Annotated in this window: 12 protein-coding genes; 3 read left to right on the top strand and 9 right to left on the bottom strand. The window is 64.2% G+C overall.

Annotated elements, in window-relative coordinates; genetic code table 11:
* The 8 genes from KA184_18170 to KA184_18205 all read right to left on the bottom strand — a co-directional run.
* A partial coding sequence (locus KA184_18170; protein ID MBP8131510.1) for a hypothetical protein occupies nucleotides 1-693 on the bottom strand: 693 nt, incomplete at its 3' end.
* Nucleotides 694-895: 202 nt separating this feature from the next.
* Nucleotides 896-2215: a hypothetical protein gene (locus KA184_18175; GenBank protein ID MBP8131511.1), complete on the bottom strand. Its 1320-nt coding sequence runs from the start codon at nucleotides 2213-2215 to the stop codon at nucleotides 896-898.
* Nucleotides 2216-2234: 19 nt separating this feature from the next.
* Nucleotides 2235-4220 (bottom strand): sodium:solute symporter, encoded by a 1986-nt coding sequence (locus KA184_18180; GenBank protein MBP8131512.1) that lies wholly within the window; start codon nucleotides 4218-4220, stop codon nucleotides 2235-2237.
* 660 nt (nucleotides 4221-4880) lie between these two features.
* Complete coding sequence (locus KA184_18185) at nucleotides 4881-6653, bottom strand: [FeFe] hydrogenase, group A (protein ID MBP8131513.1); 1773 nt, start codon at nucleotides 6651-6653, stop codon at nucleotides 4881-4883.
* Nucleotides 6654-6689: 36 nt separating this feature from the next.
* On the bottom strand, nucleotides 6690-9752 hold the full coding sequence (nuoF, locus tag KA184_18190) for an NADH-quinone oxidoreductase subunit NuoF (GenBank protein ID MBP8131514.1): 3063 nt from the start codon (nucleotides 9750-9752) through the stop codon (nucleotides 6690-6692).
* A gap of 55 nt (nucleotides 9753-9807) precedes the next feature.
* The gene (locus KA184_18195) at nucleotides 9808-10173 is read right to left on the bottom strand and encodes a (2Fe-2S) ferredoxin domain-containing protein (GenBank protein ID MBP8131515.1); all 366 of its coding nucleotides are present in this window, start codon (nucleotides 10171-10173) and stop codon (nucleotides 9808-9810) included.
* Between the two features lie 29 nt (nucleotides 10174-10202).
* On the bottom strand, nucleotides 10203-10727 hold the full coding sequence (locus KA184_18200) for an NAD(P)H-dependent oxidoreductase subunit E (GenBank protein ID MBP8131516.1): 525 nt from the start codon (nucleotides 10725-10727) through the stop codon (nucleotides 10203-10205).
* A 113-nt stretch (nucleotides 10728-10840) separates the two neighbouring features.
* A complete protein-coding gene (locus tag KA184_18205; GenBank protein MBP8131517.1) occupies nucleotides 10841-11494 on the bottom strand; it encodes a redox-sensing transcriptional repressor Rex in 654 nt (217 codons plus the stop codon).
* Nucleotides 11495-12074: 580 nt separating this feature from the next.
* On the opposite strand from KA184_18205, the gene KA184_18210 reads away from it, so the two are divergent.
* Both KA184_18210 and KA184_18215 read left to right on the top strand, forming a co-directional pair.
* Nucleotides 12075-12563 carry a hypothetical protein gene (locus tag KA184_18210; protein ID MBP8131518.1) on the top strand — a complete coding sequence of 163 codons (489 nt, stop codon included), beginning with the start codon at nucleotides 12075-12077 and terminating at the stop codon, nucleotides 12561-12563.
* The gene (locus tag KA184_18215) at nucleotides 12535-13839 is read left to right on the top strand and encodes a sulfatase (protein MBP8131519.1); all 1305 of its coding nucleotides are present in this window, start codon (nucleotides 12535-12537) and stop codon (nucleotides 13837-13839) included. Before KA184_18210 ends, KA184_18215 begins: the two co-directional genes overlap by 29 nt.
* Before the next feature lie 31 nt (nucleotides 13840-13870).
* On the opposite strand, the gene KA184_18220 is transcribed toward KA184_18215, so the two are convergent.
* A complete protein-coding gene (locus KA184_18220; protein MBP8131520.1) occupies nucleotides 13871-15853 on the bottom strand; it encodes an FAD-dependent oxidoreductase in 1983 nt (660 codons plus the stop codon).
* Nucleotides 15854-16115: 262 nt separating this feature from the next.
* Here KA184_18220 and KA184_18225 point away from each other — a divergent pair.
* The coding region (locus KA184_18225; GenBank protein ID MBP8131521.1) for a CHRD domain-containing protein at nucleotides 16116-17422 on the top strand (1307 nt) is incomplete at its 3' end.

Here is a 17422-nt window from a genome sequence, read left to right on the forward strand (position 1 = left end):
GCCCTCACCCTCGCCTTCACCCTCACCCTCGCCTTCGCCTTCGCCTTCGCCCTCTCCCTCACCCTCGCCTTCTCCCTCACCCTCGCCTTCTCCCTCACCCTCGCCTTCTCCCTCACCCTCGCCTTCTCCCTCGCCTTCACCTTCGCCTTCGCCTTCACCTTCACCTTCGCCTTCGCCTTCACCTTCGCCTTCTCCTTCTCCTTCTCCTTCGCCTTCACCTTCACCTTCGCCTTCGCCTTCACCTTCACCTTCGCCTTCTCCTTCTCCTTCTCCTTCTCCTTCTCCTTCGCCTTCGCCTTCTCCTTCGCCTTCTCCTTCGCCTTCACCTTCACCCTCGCCTTCGCCTTCGCCTTCGCCTTCACCTTCACCCTCGCCTTCGCCTTCGCAGCCGGTCAAATCGCCGGGACCCGGCGCATAATTGTCTTCACTGCCGCACTCGACGTGATAGGCGTATGAATTGTAGAACTGAATGAGGCGCAGCAGTTCGCTCAACTCAACGCGCCAATCGCGTGGCGCGTAGTCGCTCGCATGCCGCGCACAGGCCTGCTCGCCGGGGCCCGGCGCGTACCCGTCCTCTGTTCCGGCCTCGCAATGGAGCCCGTCCGAATTGTAGAACTGTATCACCCGCAGGAGTTCGCCCATCGCAATCTGTCCGATGGGCTCGGACGTATCAGCGCTATGCGGTTGCGCCACGGCCAGACCGCCCAGAACCAAGAAGACAGGAAAAGCAGCACGGGCGAAACGTAAAGACACACGGTACCTCACCAAACCGTTCCTCTATGTTGCCCCTGCGCCCCCGAACACCTCATAACAACACCCGACCCCCTGAATAATCCTACCACGTTTCAGCGCGCGCGGGGACGGGTCGCGCAATACCGGCATTGACTGGGAGCCTTCATTCCCCCGCCATGCGCCGGAACGCCGCAAGCGGACACGACACGCTGGTCAAATACACGGGATTCTGCCGGTGGTTCTCTTCCGGGTGCAGGCACTCCCATGGCGCGCCGTGGTCCGGTCCCTTTCTGAAATCATCTTCCCGCAGATGCGCCAGATACGCTTCCGCGAGCGCCTGCGCGGCGGCGAAATCGGCCTTGGCCGCGGCATAACAGACCCAGCCCGCCGGCGTGTGCCAATAGGCCCCATTCTGATAGCGGTTCTTGCCCGCGTACGCCTTTTCCCATGCCGTCGTCGCGCTGAAGTCGGCATTGACAGGCACGTGCCGGATACCGCCCTGCCACGCGATGGTCCCCTCGCGCAAGGCCCGCGCCAGCGTTTCGCACGCGGCCTGCCCGGCCTGCGGCGGCAGTGCGCCAATGTATACCGCGAAGGCCGTGCCCCACACGTCCGGTTGTGCGCTGGTCCCCGTTGATGCACGCAGCCAGCCCGAGCCGGTTACGAACGTCGTGGTAATGGCTTCCGACAGGCGCGCGGCCGCCTTCCGGTGCGCCTCGGCCCTGTCCTCGTCGTCCAGGAGCTCGCGGAGTTCCGCGAGTTCGCGTAATGCACGAAATTTGAGCAACGAACAAAACAACAGGTCGCCCGTATGGACCACGGTGTCGAAAAAGCCGAAATTGACGCCGCGCGTGTGCTCTTCGGCGTATACCAGGCCCGAATCCGCGCGCGACGGCGGCATGGCGCAAGCTTCCTCGAGCCGCTGTATCAGCGGCTTGCCGCGCACCGGCTCCCGGAGGAATTCAGATGCCTTGACGGTCCGCGCGTAGGCCCACGCCATGTGCACGAAGAAGAATTGGTCGTCCAGGCAAGGATAGAGCCCCCACTGCGGGCCGCCTTGCCGCTCATAGTCTTCCAACACGCCTGGAAAGTAGATGGGCACATTCCCGAACGCGACATGGTCCGGGACCGAACCTGCCGGCAGGACACTGCCCGAGGGCAGGCGCGTCTGTTCGTCCACCTGATGCGAGGCGGTGAGAAACAGCATATGCCGCTGCTCCTCCGGCGTGACCATGCCCACATCGAGCGACATCGCGTAGTCGCGAATCCAGAATGCGGGGTAGGCGTTGCGGCCGCCGGGCCGGATCACGGCGGAACCGGTCGCATTCGGGCCAACACCGGCCACCGTCGCGCCCGCAGGCACGCGCGATTCCTCGAAAACCGCGCGGGTCTGCGTCTCCAGCCAGGCGAGGCCGTCCGGTGAAACCGGCGATGCGCCGCACACCGCGGCTTGCATGCCGCAAAGACACAAGGCAACGGTCATGGGGGGCTTCCTACGGTTGTCAGTCGAGCGTTACCCCGGCTTCCTCGTTCGGTTCGAAGTAGTTGGTTTTCGGCAGATACCGGAACCACAGGAAGTAGACACCCGTCAGGCCTGCCAGGAACAGCGCCAAGGTCGGCCAGAAGGAACGCCACGCGCCGATCACGGCCTGCATCGGCAGCATGAACATCGTTACTTGCCACAGCAGCGCGAAGGGCACGCACAGCACGTCGCGGCGGTGTTCCAATTCCATGGCGGCGCGGGCCGTCTCCGGCAGCGCCTCGCGGAACGGTCCCCAGAAGCCAAACGGCCGGGTGATCCGGTAGAACCGCGAGACAACCTCATGGTCTTCCGGCGCGGTCAGATAGGTACCGATGATGGAAGCCACGGTTCCGACGGCGCCGAGGAACAGGAACTGGAGCCGTGAATCCAGTTCCGGGTAGAAGTAGCGCTGCAAGATCGCCGCCGTCAACCCGACGAACGTGCCCACCGCGAACCCGCCCCCGTTGAACCGCCACCAGATGAGCCGCAGCAGCCCGGGGATCATCAGGCCGCCGCCGAGGCCCATGATGATCCAGTCCCAGACATCGTTGATGCTCTTCACATAATAGGCGAACAGGAACGCGAGAACCACGAGGAACAGCACCGACGCCCAACTCACATAGATCAGTTCCCGCGTCGAGGCGCGCCGGTGCAGGTATTTCTGATAGATGTCGCGCGTGATGAGCCCCGTGACGCCGTTAACCTGCGCGTTAAACGTGGACATGGCCGCGGCCAGCAGCACGATCAGCAGCAGGCCGCGCAGGCCGGCGGGTATCTCGAAGAGCAGCACCGCGGGTAAAATGCGCTCGGGATCGATGTTGCCCTCGTAGCCGATCAGCAGCAGTTTCTTGTCCCAATCTTCGGGCCCGAGCCGCTGTTTCAGCCTGCCGACGATTTCCGGGTACTCCTCGGGCGCATTCACGATGTCCGAGACGGCCGTGGCCCATTGCGACTTATCCGGCACATTCACGTGTTCCTTGACAATGACCGCCGCATCCTGGCGAACCTTCAAGTCCGGCAGTTTCTCGCTTACCAGGATGACGCCGAGCGCCGCAAAACCCATCATCATCGGCCACCGCACGGTCATCAGCACGGTCCAGAAGCCCGTGAGCAGGCCGCATTCGCGGTCGTTGCGCGCGCCGAAATAGCGCGGGTCAGCGCCCGAACTGACCCCCGCAAACGTATTCTTGAGCAGGTAGAAGAACGCAAACATCACGAGCGACTGATACATCTCGTAGCCCGCGGGCATGGCCGTGTGCCATTGCGGCAGGCTGCTCATCCACTGCTCGTTGCCGGTCACCTGCGCAGCCAGCGCGCCGAAATCGCCCACTGCGCCCACCTTCAGGAAGGCCATGACCGAAATGATGATCACGCCGGCAAGAATAATAACCGACTGGAACAGGTCCGTGAACACCACGCCGTAGAACCCGGAAATCATCGTGTATACCGTCGTGATGCCGATCATGACCACGTTGCACCAGAACGGCGAGAACGGGAAGAACATGGTCAGAAAGAGGCCCGCGCCCTTGATCAGGTAGGCGAGCATACCCACCGCGCCCACGATGCCGGCCAGCGCCGACACGAACTGGGCGAAACGCCCGCCCAGGCCGTCGCCGAACCGGAACACCATCCATTCGGCGCTCGTAAGGCATTTCGACCGCCGGTGCCACTTGCCGCCCCACAGCATCATGAACGCCAGCACCAGTACCGCGCCGCCCCGGAACTCGATGAACAGGCCGCGCGGCCCAAGCAAATACAGGAACGACGTAATGATCATCGTGCCGGTCATGTCCAGGAAGTAGGCCATGCCCGAGACGCCCAGCGCCCACCACGGCAGACGCCGGCCCCCGATGAAGTAGTCTTCCAGGCTCTTTGACGCAAGGCGTTCGAGCGCGAGCCCGAGCACCACCAGCGCCGCGAAATAAGCGCCTATGAACGCATAGTCGACGCCATTCAAGGACCACATAAAAATACCTCCCCGCAAGAGGGAGGTATCCTACCACGACGCCAGTACCCGATCATCCTGTGCGCGCCGCTGGCTCGGCGATATGGCTTACTGGGATGCGCTCGGGTCGAGGGAAAGATCCGCCGCCAGGCCGCCGAAACGGGGACTCTTGCCGAACCGTCCGAATGCGTCCTCGAATAAAGAGTCGGCGTGCTTGCGCACCTCCTCCATTTCCTGGAATGGATCCCGGGGCCGCGGGTCAAAGGAGCGCATCGAAAACGGGCACCACGGCTCTATCCGCGTATCATCATGCGGGCCACCTCCTGTGTTTCCTGACCTTGTTTCTCCTTGGCTCGAAGCAAGACTTGTACCAGAAGAATGAGCCGATTCCGCACACGGATCCCCCTGTCGAGAATATTGTTCTTCAAGCATTCACGGGGCGGCGCGCACAAGCCGGACATAGGGCGCCTGCCCGCCGGGCGTCTCGCAAATCAGGCATTTGTTGCAGAATGGGGCAGTGGGCAGGATTCCGTTGAAAAACTGGAGGACAAGCCTTCTACACCGCGCTTCCGGGATGCCGTGCGCGCAAGCACGTCTTCCTTGACATCTCCATAGATAAGGAAGCGCCCCGGGCGGTGCCCGGGGCGCTGTGATATCGCTCAATGCCATCCGCGAGCGGACTCAGACCTTGGCGCGCTCGCGATAGTGCGTGTGCAGGAGTTCGTGCGCCTTCTTGCTGTTCGGCTGGCCCAGAAACTCTTCATAGATGCGCTTGATTTCGGGGTTCTCATGCGACTTGCGGATCGCCTTGCCCTCGTCTTCCTTGTAGATAGCCTGGATCCGCGCCATGCGCGTTTCGTTCGTCGTGAAACGCGGCTGGCCGCCGCCGCCGATGCAGCCACCGGGGCACGTCATAATCTCGATGAAGTGGTACGTGGACAGGCCGGCGCGCACGCGCTCGATGAGTTGCCGCGCATTGCCCAGCCCATGCGCAACGGCCGTGCGCACGGTCACGCCTTTCAGGAACGCCCACTCCGGGACGGTTTCCGGAATCGTGACGGCCGCCTCCTTGATGCCATCGAGCCCGGCGATCGGTTTCACGTGCAGGTCCTCGAACGGCAAAGGCTTGCCGGTCACAATTTCCCACACCGTGCGCAGTGCCGCCTCCATGACGCCGCCCGTGTTGGCGAAGATGTCCGCCGCGCCCGACGACATGCCGATCGGCGAATCCATCTTGTCATCGGGCAGGCTGTCGAAGTCGATGCCCGCCTGCTTGATCATGCGGCCGAGTTCGCGCGTGGTCAGCACGTAATCGACGTCCTGGACCCCGCTGGCGTTCATCTCGGGGCGCTGCGACTCGAACTTCTTCGCGGTGCAGGGCATGACCGAAACGACGATCATCTCCTCGGGCTTCTTGGCGATTTTCTGCGCGTAGTAGGTCTTGGCCAGCGCGCCAAACATCTGTTGGGGCGACTTGCAGGTGGACACGTTCGCCAGCATGTCCGGATAGAAGTACTCGATAAACTTGATCCAGCCGGGAGAGCAACTCGTAAACATCGGCAGCGCCACGGGCTTGCCCTCGACGAGCGCCTTTTTCAGCCGGGTCAGCAACTCCGTGCCTTCCTCCAGGATAGTCAGGTCGGCGGTGAAATTCGTGTCGAACACCGCATTGAAACCAAGCCTGCGCAACGCGGACACCATCTTGCCCGTGACGAGCGTGCCCGGCGGATAGCCGAAGCACTCGCCCAGCGCGGCGCGGATCGCCGGGGCGGTCTGAACCACGACGGTCTTCGCCGGGTCGTCCAGCGCGCGCCAGACGCCCTGGATATGGTCTCGCTCGGTAATCGCGCCGACGGGGCATACCGCCGCGCACTGGCCGCACTGGACGCACACGATATCGTTCAGGTCGACGTCGAAGGCCGGGCCGACGACCGTGGCGAAGCCGCGATGCTGCGGGAAGATCCCGCCCACGCCCTGCGTATCGCCGCAGACCGTGACGCAACGCCGGCACAGCACGCACTTGCCCGTGTCGCGCACAAGCGCGGGCGTCGTGTCGTCGATCATCCGCACGCTCTTCTCGCCCGTATACGTAATCTCGTTGATGCCGAGATCGCGCGCCAGCGACTGAAGCTCGCAGTCGTCGTTCCGCTCGCAGGTCTGGCAATCTCCTTGGTGGTCGGACAAGAGCAATTCGACCACGGTGCGCCGGGCGCTGCGAGCGCGTTTGCTGTTCGTGTGCACGACCATGCCGTCCGCCACCGGCGCGACGCAGGACGCCACAAGCGTGCGCGCGCCCTGCACCTCAACGAGGCACACGCGGCACGCGCCGATCGCCTGCACATCCTTCAGGTAGCAAAGGGTCGGCACTTTCACCCCTGCCCGCTTGGCCGCCTCGAGGATGGTTGTGCCATCCGGCACTTCCACGCGGACGTTATCTATGGTTACATTCGCCATGACTTCTGTTCTCCTCTTGATGAGGCCCCAAGGCGTTCAACGCGCGCTGGGAACCATCTCCTCGCGATAATCGCAACGGAGACAGCGGCGCGCTTCGCGAATCGCCGTCTCTTCGACAAAGGCCGTCTCGATCTCATCAAAGTTCATCGCCCGTGCATCCACCGGGATCAGATTAGCGCACGCGCGCGGCGCTTCCGACGGGTCAGCGTCCGGGTTGAACGAAGTGTCGACCTGGTAGATTTCCCGCCAGAACGCATGTTCCTCGCCCGTCAGGTGCTTGTCGATGCCCACCGCGGCCCGTTCGCCCGCGCCGATGGCCTCGACCACGGACGAGGGGCCGTCCGAGGCGTCGCCGCCCGCAAACAGCCATTCCACCGAAGACTGGCCCGTCAGCGCATCCGTCCAGATGTAGTTCTTCTGATTCAGCTTCACCGGGAGCCCGTCGAACAGCGGCTGTGTCTCCAGCTTCTGCCCGATCGCGGCAATGATCTGGTCCGCGGGCTCGACGAAGGTGGCGTCGCCGCACACTTCGGGGCGGCGGCGGCCGCTCGAATCGAATTCGCCCAACGACATGTGGTTGCACCGGACGCCGGCGGCCTTGCCGTTCTCGACGACCACTTCCTGCGGCGCGATCAGCGTCTTGAGGAACACGCCCTCTTTCTCCGCCTCTTCAATCTCTTCGGCCCAGGCCGGCATCTCGGCGCGCGTGCGCCGGTACAGGATCGTGACCGTCTCCGCGCCGAGGCGGACGGCCGTGCGGGCCGCGTCGATGGCCGCGTTGCCGCCGCCAATCACCACGACGCGCTTGCCCACCTTCGCGCTGCCTTTGAGATTGTACTCGCGCAGGAATTCGATTGCGTCTGTAACGCCGGGCGCCTCTTCATTCTTGATGCGCAGCCCGGAGCCTTTCGGCGCGCCAACACCGAGGAATACGGCTTCGTAGCCCTCGTCGCGCAGCCGCTGCAGCGTGAAATCCCGGCCGAGCGCGGTGTTGCACTCGATGTTCACGCCCATCTCCTCGATCATCCGGATTTCCCGCTCCAGTTCAGGCCGCGGCAGCCGGTACGACGGGATCGTCTGCACGAGCATGCCGCCCGGTTTCGGGGCCGCTTCGAACACTTTCGGCTTGTAGCCGAGCCGTGCGAGGAAGAACGCGCACGAGAGGCCCGCCGGGCCCGCGCCGACAATCGCGACCTTGCGTTTCGCGTTCGCCGCGTTCTCGCGCACTTCCGGCAGCTGGATCGTGTCTTCCCGCTCAACCATGAACCGTTTGATGCCGCGAATCGCCACGGGCGCGTCCAGATTGCAGCGCCGGCATTTCATCTCGCAGGGATGGAAGCATACGCGCGCGCATATCGACGCAAACGGGTTGCGGTCGCGGTGCACGCGCAGCGCCTCCGAGTACCGCTTCTCGCCCACCAGCGAGACAAAGCCCGGCACATAAACGCCTGCGGGGCATGCGCTCATACAGGGCGCGCGAACCAGCGCCGCGCACACGCCCGCCGGGCACCGCTTCTCGCGGATGTGCGCGTCGAACTCGTCGCGGAAGTGACGGATGGCCGAAAGCACCGGGTTCGGAGCCGTCTGGCCAAGACCGCACAGCGACGCGTCCTTAATCTGCTCGCCGAGCGCGATGAGCCGCTCGACATCGCCCTCGACGCCGCGCCCCGCGCAGATGCGCTCGACAATCTCGAGCATGCGTTTCGTGCCGATGCGGCAAGGAATGCACTTGCCACAGGACTCGTCCTGCACGAAATCGAGAAAGAACCGGGCCATGTCGACCATGCACGTGTCATCGTCCATGACAATGAGGCCGCCGGAACCCATGATGGCGCCCAGTTGCTGGAGCGACTCGTAATCGACGGGCACGTTCAGGTGCTGCTTCGGAATGCAGCCGCCCGAGGGGCCGCCAATCTGCGCCGCCTTGAATTGCTTCCCGTTCGGGATGCCCCCGCCGATGTCGAAGATGATCTCGCCGAGCGGTGTGCCGACGGGCACCTCGACAAGACCGGTGTTGTTGACCGCGCCCGCAAGCGCAAACACTTTCGTGCCCTTGCTCTTCTCGGTGCCGATCGAGGCGAACCATTCGGCGCCTTTCAGGATGATCACGGGTATGTTCGCGTAGGTCTCGACGTTGTTGAGCAGTGTGGGCTTCTCCCACAACCCCGCAATCGCCGGGAACGGCGGGCGCGGGCGCGGCTCGCCGCGCTTGCCCTCGATCGAGCGCATGAGCGCGGTTTCCTCGCCGCACACGAACGCGCCCGAACCCATGCGGATCTCCAGGTCGAAACTGAAGTTCGTGCCCATGATATTCTTGCCGATGAGCCCCATCGCGCGGGCCTGTTCAAGCGCCATGCCGAGCCGCTCGACCGCGAGCGGATATTCGGCGCGCACGTACACGAAGCCCTCATCCGACCCGATTGCATAGGCCGCGATGATCATGGCCTCGATCACGCTGTGCGGGTCGCCCTCAAGCACGCTGCGGTCCATGAACGCGCCGGGGTCGCCCTCGTCCGCGTTGCACAGCACGTACTTCTTCGTGCCCGGCGCCTTGCGCGTGAACGCCCACTTCGCGCCCGTCGGGAAACCCGCGCCGCCCCGGCCGCGCAGCCCGGACTTCTTCACTTCCTCCACCACCTGATCGGGCGTCATCTCGGTCAATACCTTCGCCAGCGCCTGGTAACCGTCGCGCGCGATGTATTCCTCGATGTTCGTCGGGTCGATCGCGCCGCAATTCCGCAGCACGATCTTCTGCTGCTGCTGGAAGAATTCGATCTCCTGGAGCGCCGGAATAATCTGCTCGGTCGTGGCCGTCTTGAAGTTCAAGCGATGCACGACCCGCCCCTTGAGCAGGTGCTCGACTACCAAGTCCTCCGCGTCGGCGGGCTTCACACCCTGGTAAAACACGCCGTCCGGATAGACCACAACGACCGGGCCAATGGCGCACGGGCCAAGGCACCCAGTGTGCACTATATTGATTTCCTCGTGCAGGCCGTGCTTGCGCAGCGCCTGTTGGATGGCTGCGCTCAAGTCCAGGGCGCCGGATGCCACGCATCCCGCCCCCGCGCAGACCAGCACATGGGATCGCACGTATTTCATAAGTACTTCATCTCCTTTGTCGGCTCGGGCCGTACCCGGACCCGATGGTTCCCCATTACATCAGATAATCCATCACCGGATTGCCCGAGACCACGTGCTGACGCACAATCGCCCGCACCCGTTCCCGGTCCAGCTTGCCGTACCGGTAATCCTTGCCGTTCTTGTCCGTCAGCGTGAGCATAGGCTCGCGGTCACACAGGCCCGCGCAGCCCGCCTGCCGCAACGTCACGTTCTTGACGCCCGCCGTTTCCAGCTCCTCCGCCATCGCGCCGAGTATTTCCCGGGCGCCCGCCGCAATACCGCATGTGCCCATGTGCACCGTGATCTGGATCTCCTTCGGACCCCCGCGCAGGTCGAGATTCGCCTGCACCTTTTCGCGAAGCGCAAGCAGGTCCTTGGGACTCTTGATTTTTTGTAGCATGACTGGAACTCCCACGATGGGCCGCCCGCTTATCGGGCCGCCTTGTCCGCTTCACGATATCGGTCAAGAATCGACTGGACGCGGGTCGGCTTCACGCGCTGGTACACTTGGTCGTCGACCATGATGGCCGGCGCCAGGCCGCACGCGCCAAAACATCGCGCCACGTCGAGCGAGAACTGCCGGTCCTCCGTCGTGCCGCCCACGTCTATGCCCAGCTTGTCCTTCAGAGCCTGCAAGACGTTCTTGCCGCCGCGCACATAGCAGGCCGTGCCCAGGCACACTCGAACCGTGTGTTTCCCCCGCGGTTCCGTTGAAAAGAAAGAATAGAATCCCACGACACCGGCGACTTCGCTGTACGGTTTTCCGAGGCCCAAGCTGACCTTTTTCAGCGCCACTTCGGGCAGGTAGCCAAAGATGGCCTGAGCCATCTGGAGCACGGGGATGAGCGCCCCCGCCTTGTCCTTGTACTCCTGAATAACCTCATCGAGGCGCGCCAGCAATTCCTCCTCGCTCGCCTCTTCCGTACACGTGCAACCACATCCCTTCTCAACCATATACAACCTCCTTTACTGGTCCCCCGGGAGGCCTTTCGAGCCGCCCAAGATCTCGTGTTGCGACCGTTGCACCGATACAACGCGCGCCGCGAACGCGGCGCTTCTTCCGAACACTACGCAGGCCCGCTCGCGCTGCGCATCGACGGCGCCTCCGCACGTTTTCGCGCGAAAAACGCCACCTTGTCCAGCGCGGAAGTCAGGTCCACGTTTTCTACATACACGCGCGCCGGCGCCTGAAGCCGGACCGGCGCGAAATTCAGCAAGCCTTTCACCCCCGCCGCAAACAGCATCTCGGCGGCGCCCTGCGCCTGCGCGGCCGGCACCGCCAGCACGCCCAGCGAGATACCCATGTCCGTCACCACGCGCGGCAGCGCCTCCACCCCATAGCACGGACAACCGGAAAACTCGCGCCCAACCTTCCCCGGGTCCTTGTCGAACGCCGCGCGAATGCTCAACCGCCGCCACCGGCCCGCGAAATGCGCCAGAATCGCCCTGCCCAGGTTGCCCACCCCCACCAACGCCACCTTCTGGTACGTCGGCGGATAAAGAAACTCGTCGATGCTGTCGAGCAGGTCGCCCACGCGATAACCGCCGTTCGGAACTCCGATGCACCCCAGTTGCATGATGTCCCGTCGCACCTGCGCCGCGTTCGCCTGCGCACCCGCCGCCAAGTCGTGAGAGAAGATCGTCTCCGCGCCGTCCGCGCGCACTTGCACCAGAATCCGCCGGTACAGGCTGAGCCGTTCTATGGTCTTTTCCGACACCATGCCGCATGCTTCGCCGGTGATGTTAAGTTAGCCCAACATCCGTTAAGTTTTGTGTACCTACCGTTAGGTATATGCAATTTTCCACACAAAAACTCATACTCGTGAACCCGTGCACAAACTCACTATAGCACAGCCCCCACCCGTTTGCAAGCTCTAATTCCTACCATAACCGGAAATCCCGAGACAGGCAGACCGACCCGCCTACCCAACGCAAAGAGCCAAGACGGCCAGAGGGTCCGGCCAGGGCCAACAGTCCGCACGGCCCCGCCGCGTGTTCCGGTTTCCGCAGGTTCGGGTTTCGCGTTCGCCCATGGGGGTGTCTCTACGGCCCCGTTCCGAGTGTCCCCTGCTTCGGGGAAGGTCGTTCTGTCGCTCAATCGCGCCTGCCATCGCCCCGCCTGTCGACAGCATCCGGGCGCTCATTATCCGGCCTCGAGCCACTCTTCCGCACCCGGCGGGCCGTTTGACAGATAAACGCATCGTCGGCTAGGCTCATGAGGTCCCTCGGGCGGATTGCGTGTCATCAAGACGCAGGAACGGCACGTAATACGCATATACGGGCAGAACGGAGTGGAAGGATATGAAATACGGGACCTATCTCCTGGCGGCGGCCCTCATGGCAGGCGCGTTTGCCGGATGCAATACGATGGCGGGCCAACCGCGATTCGAGCAGGCGGAAATCCTGCCCCCCGCGCTGGAAATCGGACAAAGCGGCCTTGTCGTCGTCAAGGTCAAGGACAAGCACGGGATCATCACCGGGATTTCGGGGTCCGTACAGGGGGACCAGCGCTACAAACTCACACTGAACGACAACGGCATCGACGGCGACCAGACGGCGGGCGATGGCATATGGTCGTTGCAGGTGGATGCCCGGCAGGAAGCGCCGCCGGGTGATTTCCTCATGGAGTTCACAGCCTACCGTTCGGACGGCGCGCCCGTGACCGTACGCAGCAAGGAAGGTGGTATCCTGCCGCTCAGCGCGCAGGTGCCCGTGCGCATCCTCGAGCCTGCGGCGGCGGCGCCGGCAGATGCTCCGGCCGATGCCCCTGCGGAAACGCCCGCGCAATAACGTGTTCCTCGCGACCGCATATGTGATCTGTTGCACGGCCTTGTCGGCGCCGCCACCGAACGTGGTCCTGTTGTCCGTTGACACGTTGCGCGCGGATTTCCTGGGTTGTTACGGTTGCCCGTACCCTGCCTCGCCTCATCTCGACCGGCTTGCGGCCGAGTCGCTTGTCTTCGAGGACTGCACTTGCGAGGTGCCGCTCACCGCGCCGTCCATGGCGTCCATGTTCACTTCGCGATTTCCCCGCATGACCGGCGTCACGCGCAACGGATTGCGCCTGCGCGACGATGTGCCCGCCATAACGACGATCTTCCGGGACGCGGGCTACTTTACGCTGTGCGTGCAGAGCAACTGGACGTTGAAGGCCAAGCTCAGCGGTCTGGATCGGGGTTTCGATGTGTATGAAGACGGTTTCCGGGAAAAGCGCTGGGGCATCATGAAAGCCGAACGCGCCGCGGACGATGTGACCGATGTGGCGCTGGACCTGTTGCGCCAACGGCCCGCCGGCAAGCCTTTCTTCGCGTGGGTCCATTATTCCGACCCGCACGCGCCCTACGAGTTTCACAAACAGTACGCGCCCGCGGGCCGGCCGCGCTTCTTCATGCGCAACCAGGAAAAAGTGCGCCGCAAGTACGCTTCCGAGGTCGCCTTCACCGATGCGCAGATTGCCCGCCTGCTGGAAGCTCTGCCCCTGGAAAACACGGCAATCGTGTTTGTGGCCGATCATGGCGAGAGCCTCTACGAACACGACTACCTGGGCCACGGGCGGCGCATCTACCGACACGAAATGCGCATTCCTTTCATGGTCCGCGCGATGGGCGTCCCGCCCGGCCGCTCCAATGCGCCCGTGCGCGGCATCGACGCCGGCGCGACCCTGCTCGGCCTTGCCGGCCTGCAGCCCGCCCCGGGCATGCTGGGCACGGATGTCCTCGCGGCCCCGCCGCCGCCCACGCGCGTGCGCGTGTTCGAGACCTACGGCGGCGCCGTGCCAAAACTGCCCGGCGCGCGCGCGCTGATGGCGGAAGCGCCGCCCCAATTCCAGGGCGCGACCGCGGAGGGATGGAAGCTTATTCTCGGAAACAGCAAGGCAGAATTGTTCTATCTGCCTGACGACCCGGGGGAACTTGCCGACCTCGCGGCGCGGGAACCGCAGCGGGTGCGCGACTTGAAGGAACTGATTGTCCGATGGGACGATGAAACCAACCGCGCCGCCGGCGAGGGGGCCGAGCTTGGCGTCGAGGACATGCACGCCCTGGAAGCGCTCGGATACGTCGAGTAGACGCTTCAAACCCGCCGCGTGCGCGAAGCGCCTACGGCCCGTAACACCGGATTTCGTACAGCCGCGCTTCTTCCGCGCCGTTGGTGGCCGACACATGTAGCCGCAATGCGCCCGTCTCGACGGGGTTGAAATCGTGCCGGCGCAGGCGCTGGAAGTTGCCCTCCACGGAAACGAGCGGCTTCCACTCGCCTGTGGCCTCGACGCGATAGAGCAGCGCGTAATCCCGAACCACTTCAGGCTGCGGGCCCCGTATCTGCCGTTTCTGCACGCCGAAACTCTCGGACAAAGTCAGTTCGCGGCCAAACCCGGAATCAAAACACAGTTGCACGTGCGATATCCGCCGCGGTGCGTCCCACTGCAATTCGAGCCACGCGCCGTCCCCCGCCATCGCGCCGCCCCACCGGTTCTCCCAGGCATGGGGCAGGTCGCGCACAAGACCATTGACTACGTTTGCCGCCTTGCTGCCCTGGACCTCGCTTGACGCGCTGATACGCGCATTCCGCGCCAGGTCGTTCGGGTCGCGGTTGACGCCGTGCTTGATGGTCTGGTCATCCCGAAGCAGCGCTTGCTGCAGATGCGCGACTTTGGCCGGGTTCGCGCTCAACTGCGCGGGCAGGAGACCCTCTTCCAGGCAGCACGCCGCGGCCGTGCCTATCGCCTGGCCCTCGACGGCGCACGTGCCCATCACCCGCGCCGAGGTAAAGGCCACGTGCGACGCGCTGATGTTCCGCCCCGCCATGAACAGGTTCGCGACATTGACGGAGTACAACGCCCGCAGCGGGATGTTGTACACCTCATTGATCTCGACCTGGTCCGCCGGGCGCGCCTGCGGTTCGTCGAAGCCGCCGGACGGGTGGTCGTCGAACGGCCAGCCGCCGATCGCGACGGCGTCCTCAAAATCGCCGTTGAGGCCCATCAGGTCCTGCTGTGTCAGGATGTGCGGGCCCACGAGCCGACGGCTCGCGCGCTTGCCGGGAATCATGCCAAGCCACGTCAGCCCCCAGTTCGCACTATCCGGGTGTTCGCCCGAGTTCTTGATGTAGTCCCACACGCCGAGCGCAATCGACAACAACTCGAAACGAATGCGTTCGTTGTCGCGGATGGCGTCGATCCGTCCGCCCCACTCGACCCACCAGTAACCGTACTCCCACGATTTTGTCCCGCGGAATTCGAGCTGTTCTTTCGTCACCTTGCGCGCCCAGCGCGGCGGCGTGAACGGCACCGGCCGCCCGTAGTCCCGCGAGGTGAACAGGATGCTGCTGCCCAGCGTCTCAGGACCCGCGGTCTCCCGTGCGAGCGGCTCGCCAAAGGCATCGCGGCCTTCGTGTCCCGAGCGCATTTCCGCGCCCGCCTCCAGACCAAGCCTGCAATCGCCCGTGCAATCGGCGTAATACCGCGCCGCGATGCGATAGATGTGTTCCGTCTTGTCGCTCCGCGCGCGGACCTCCCGGATACGCCCGTCCTCCACCTGCGCACCGCACACCGCCGTGTCGAGCAGGAGCGTGATGTTCGGCTCCGAGACCACCTTGTCGTAAAGCATCAGGTCCCACAGTTCCCAAACATACTCGGGGTTGCGTGCGGCGTTTTCGAGCCGCAACTCTTCAAGAATACCCCCCTCGCGCCAGCCGGGATGCTGGTCGTGATTGTCCGCGCCGACGATGTGCATGCGCACCTCGCTCGAAGCGTTCCCGCCCAGCCGTGACCGGTCCTGGACAAGCACAACCTTCGCGCCATGACGCGCCGCCGCTATCGCCGCACACACGCCCGCCATCCCCCCGCCCGCCACGCAAAAATCGCACCCAATATCCACGACGCGCATGTGCGGTTCATAGGAAAGCCGCTCCGACACGCCCGCGCACGGCGCGACCCGGTCAAAATCCGGCGCGGCAGCCGCGGCATCCTGCGCCGCGCACGGCGCAACACTCACCAGCAGCGAATATCCGGCCAGCGCGCCCGCGCCCGATACGCGTTGAAGGAACTCGCGACGACGCAATTCATGAGCTTCCCGATTCATGGCAACCTCGCCCCTCTCAAAAGCAATCCACACGGTCTACCGCCGGCATACCGCACCGCGATGCAAGACAACATAGCCGAAATCACTCATGGGGGCAAACTCCGCGCAATCCTGGTCGTGCCGCGCTCGCGACAGCAACGCCCCTTGACAAATCGCGCCGTATCTGCTTTACTAGCAGCATCGGGTCCTGCGGATCGGAAAATAGTGGGCGAAACGCGGGCCGCCGATAACGGTGGATTGTGTTGTATTGGGGAATAGGCTTATGTGGATTCGGGGTCTGGCCCAAACGGGGCAATTACTATCACCATTATGCTGTTTTCTGTTCCCTTTTCCCTTTTTCCGGGGCGGGGCAGCGGTTCTGGTCGCGTTCTGCGCCCAAACCGCCCTTGCGGAGCCTGAGGGCGAAACCGTGGCCACGTCCGCACAGGAAACGGGCCTGCGCATGTTCAATCTGCGGCTGCCGGACGCCGCAGCGGCCCGGGCCGCGCTGGAATCGTTCCAGGGGCCGCCCTGGCTGCGGGAGGCGGTCGCCGCGTGGCGTCAGCAGCACCCGGAGGCGCTGGAGACGGGAATCGACACGCTGCAATCCGATGAGGGCGATATCGCTTTGTGGCTGGAAGAGCATCTCGGGGGTTCGCCCGGCTCGGGCGCCAAGGCGCGCGCCAGTGCCGCGAAATCCGGCGAAGGGGAAGGCGAGGGCGAGGGCTCGCCCGCCGAAGGCGAGGGCGAAGGCGAGGACCTTGGCGACGGCATATGTCCGTTCCTGATGACGGGTTACCAGGTGGAACCGCCCTCGGGCAGTCCCGCCACGTGTCTCGCGCGGCTCACCATCGGGCCGGGCTATGCCCTGACGCTGGACATCGAACACGACGTGGCCAACCCTACGGCCCTTCACGCGCATAACGCGGAAGACGTGGTTGTCCTGGACCTCGGGGCCGCGGCAAGTCCCTTCCACCACGAATTCACGACGGCGGAAATCGACACGATGATCGCCTATGGCGTGGATTACCTGGACATTCACAGTACGGCGCATCCGGACGGCGATGTGCGCGGCGCGCCGCTGTGCGACGACCTCGTCGCCTGCGAGGTCGCGCTGACGGGCGACCAGGTGCAGCCGCCTTCGGGCAGCGCGGCGACCGGCGTGGCGGGGTTCGTGCTCGACCCGGCGACGATGGGCCTGCTCATGCAGGTCGAGCACACGGCGACGGGCGCGACGGCGTTCCACATCCATGCGGAGAACGACGGCGAGACGCTGAGCTTCGCCAATCCGCCGAACCCGATGCTGCACGTGTTCACGCCGGATGAAATGGCGGCGTTGTGGTGTTCGGGCGCGTTCGAGTACGTGGACCTGCACACGGACCCGCAGACGTATCCGGACGGGGAGTTGCGCAGCACGCCGGTATGCGACGAGGGCGGCATGGACGTGGTCGTGTGCCCGATGACGCTGACGGGCGACCAGATGTACCCGGCGTCGGGCTGCGCGGACGTGGCCGAGGCGGTCCTGGTGTTCAACCCGGCGACGATGTACCTGCGCTTCCACATCGAGCACCCGTTCACGGCCCCCGAGGA

Source organism: Candidatus Hydrogenedentota bacterium (assembly GCA_018005585.1).
GTDB lineage: Bacteria > Hydrogenedentota > Hydrogenedentia > Hydrogenedentales > JAGMZX01 > JAGMZX01.

Coding starts and splice junctions, on each gene's coding strand:
- KA184_18175 (MBP8131511.1), bottom strand. CDS start 2,215: ATGACCGTTGCCTTGTGTCTTTGCGGCATGCAAGCCGCGGTGTGCGGC.
- KA184_18195 (MBP8131515.1), bottom strand. CDS start 10,173: ATGCTACAAAAAATCAAGAGTCCCAAGGACCTGCTTGCGCTTCGCGAA.
- KA184_18220 (MBP8131520.1), bottom strand. CDS start 15,853: ATGAATCGGGAAGCTCATGAATTGCGTCGTCGCGAGTTCCTTCAACGC.
- KA184_18200 (MBP8131516.1), bottom strand. CDS start 10,727: ATGGTTGAGAAGGGATGTGGTTGCACGTGTACGGAAGAGGCGAGCGAG.
- nuoF (MBP8131514.1), bottom strand. CDS start 9,752: ATGAAATACGTGCGATCCCATGTGCTGGTCTGCGCGGGGGCGGGATGC.
- KA184_18205 (MBP8131517.1), bottom strand. CDS start 11,494: ATGGTGTCGGAAAAGACCATAGAACGGCTCAGCCTGTACCGGCGGATT.
- KA184_18215 (MBP8131519.1), top strand. CDS start 12,535: ATGCCCCTGCGGAAACGCCCGCGCAATAACGTGTTCCTCGCGACCGCA.
- KA184_18185 (MBP8131513.1), bottom strand. CDS start 6,653: ATGGCGAATGTAACCATAGATAACGTCCGCGTGGAAGTGCCGGATGGC.
- KA184_18180 (MBP8131512.1), bottom strand. CDS start 4,220: ATGTGGTCCTTGAATGGCGTCGACTATGCGTTCATAGGCGCTTATTTC.
- KA184_18210 (MBP8131518.1), top strand. CDS start 12,075: ATGAAATACGGGACCTATCTCCTGGCGGCGGCCCTCATGGCAGGCGCG.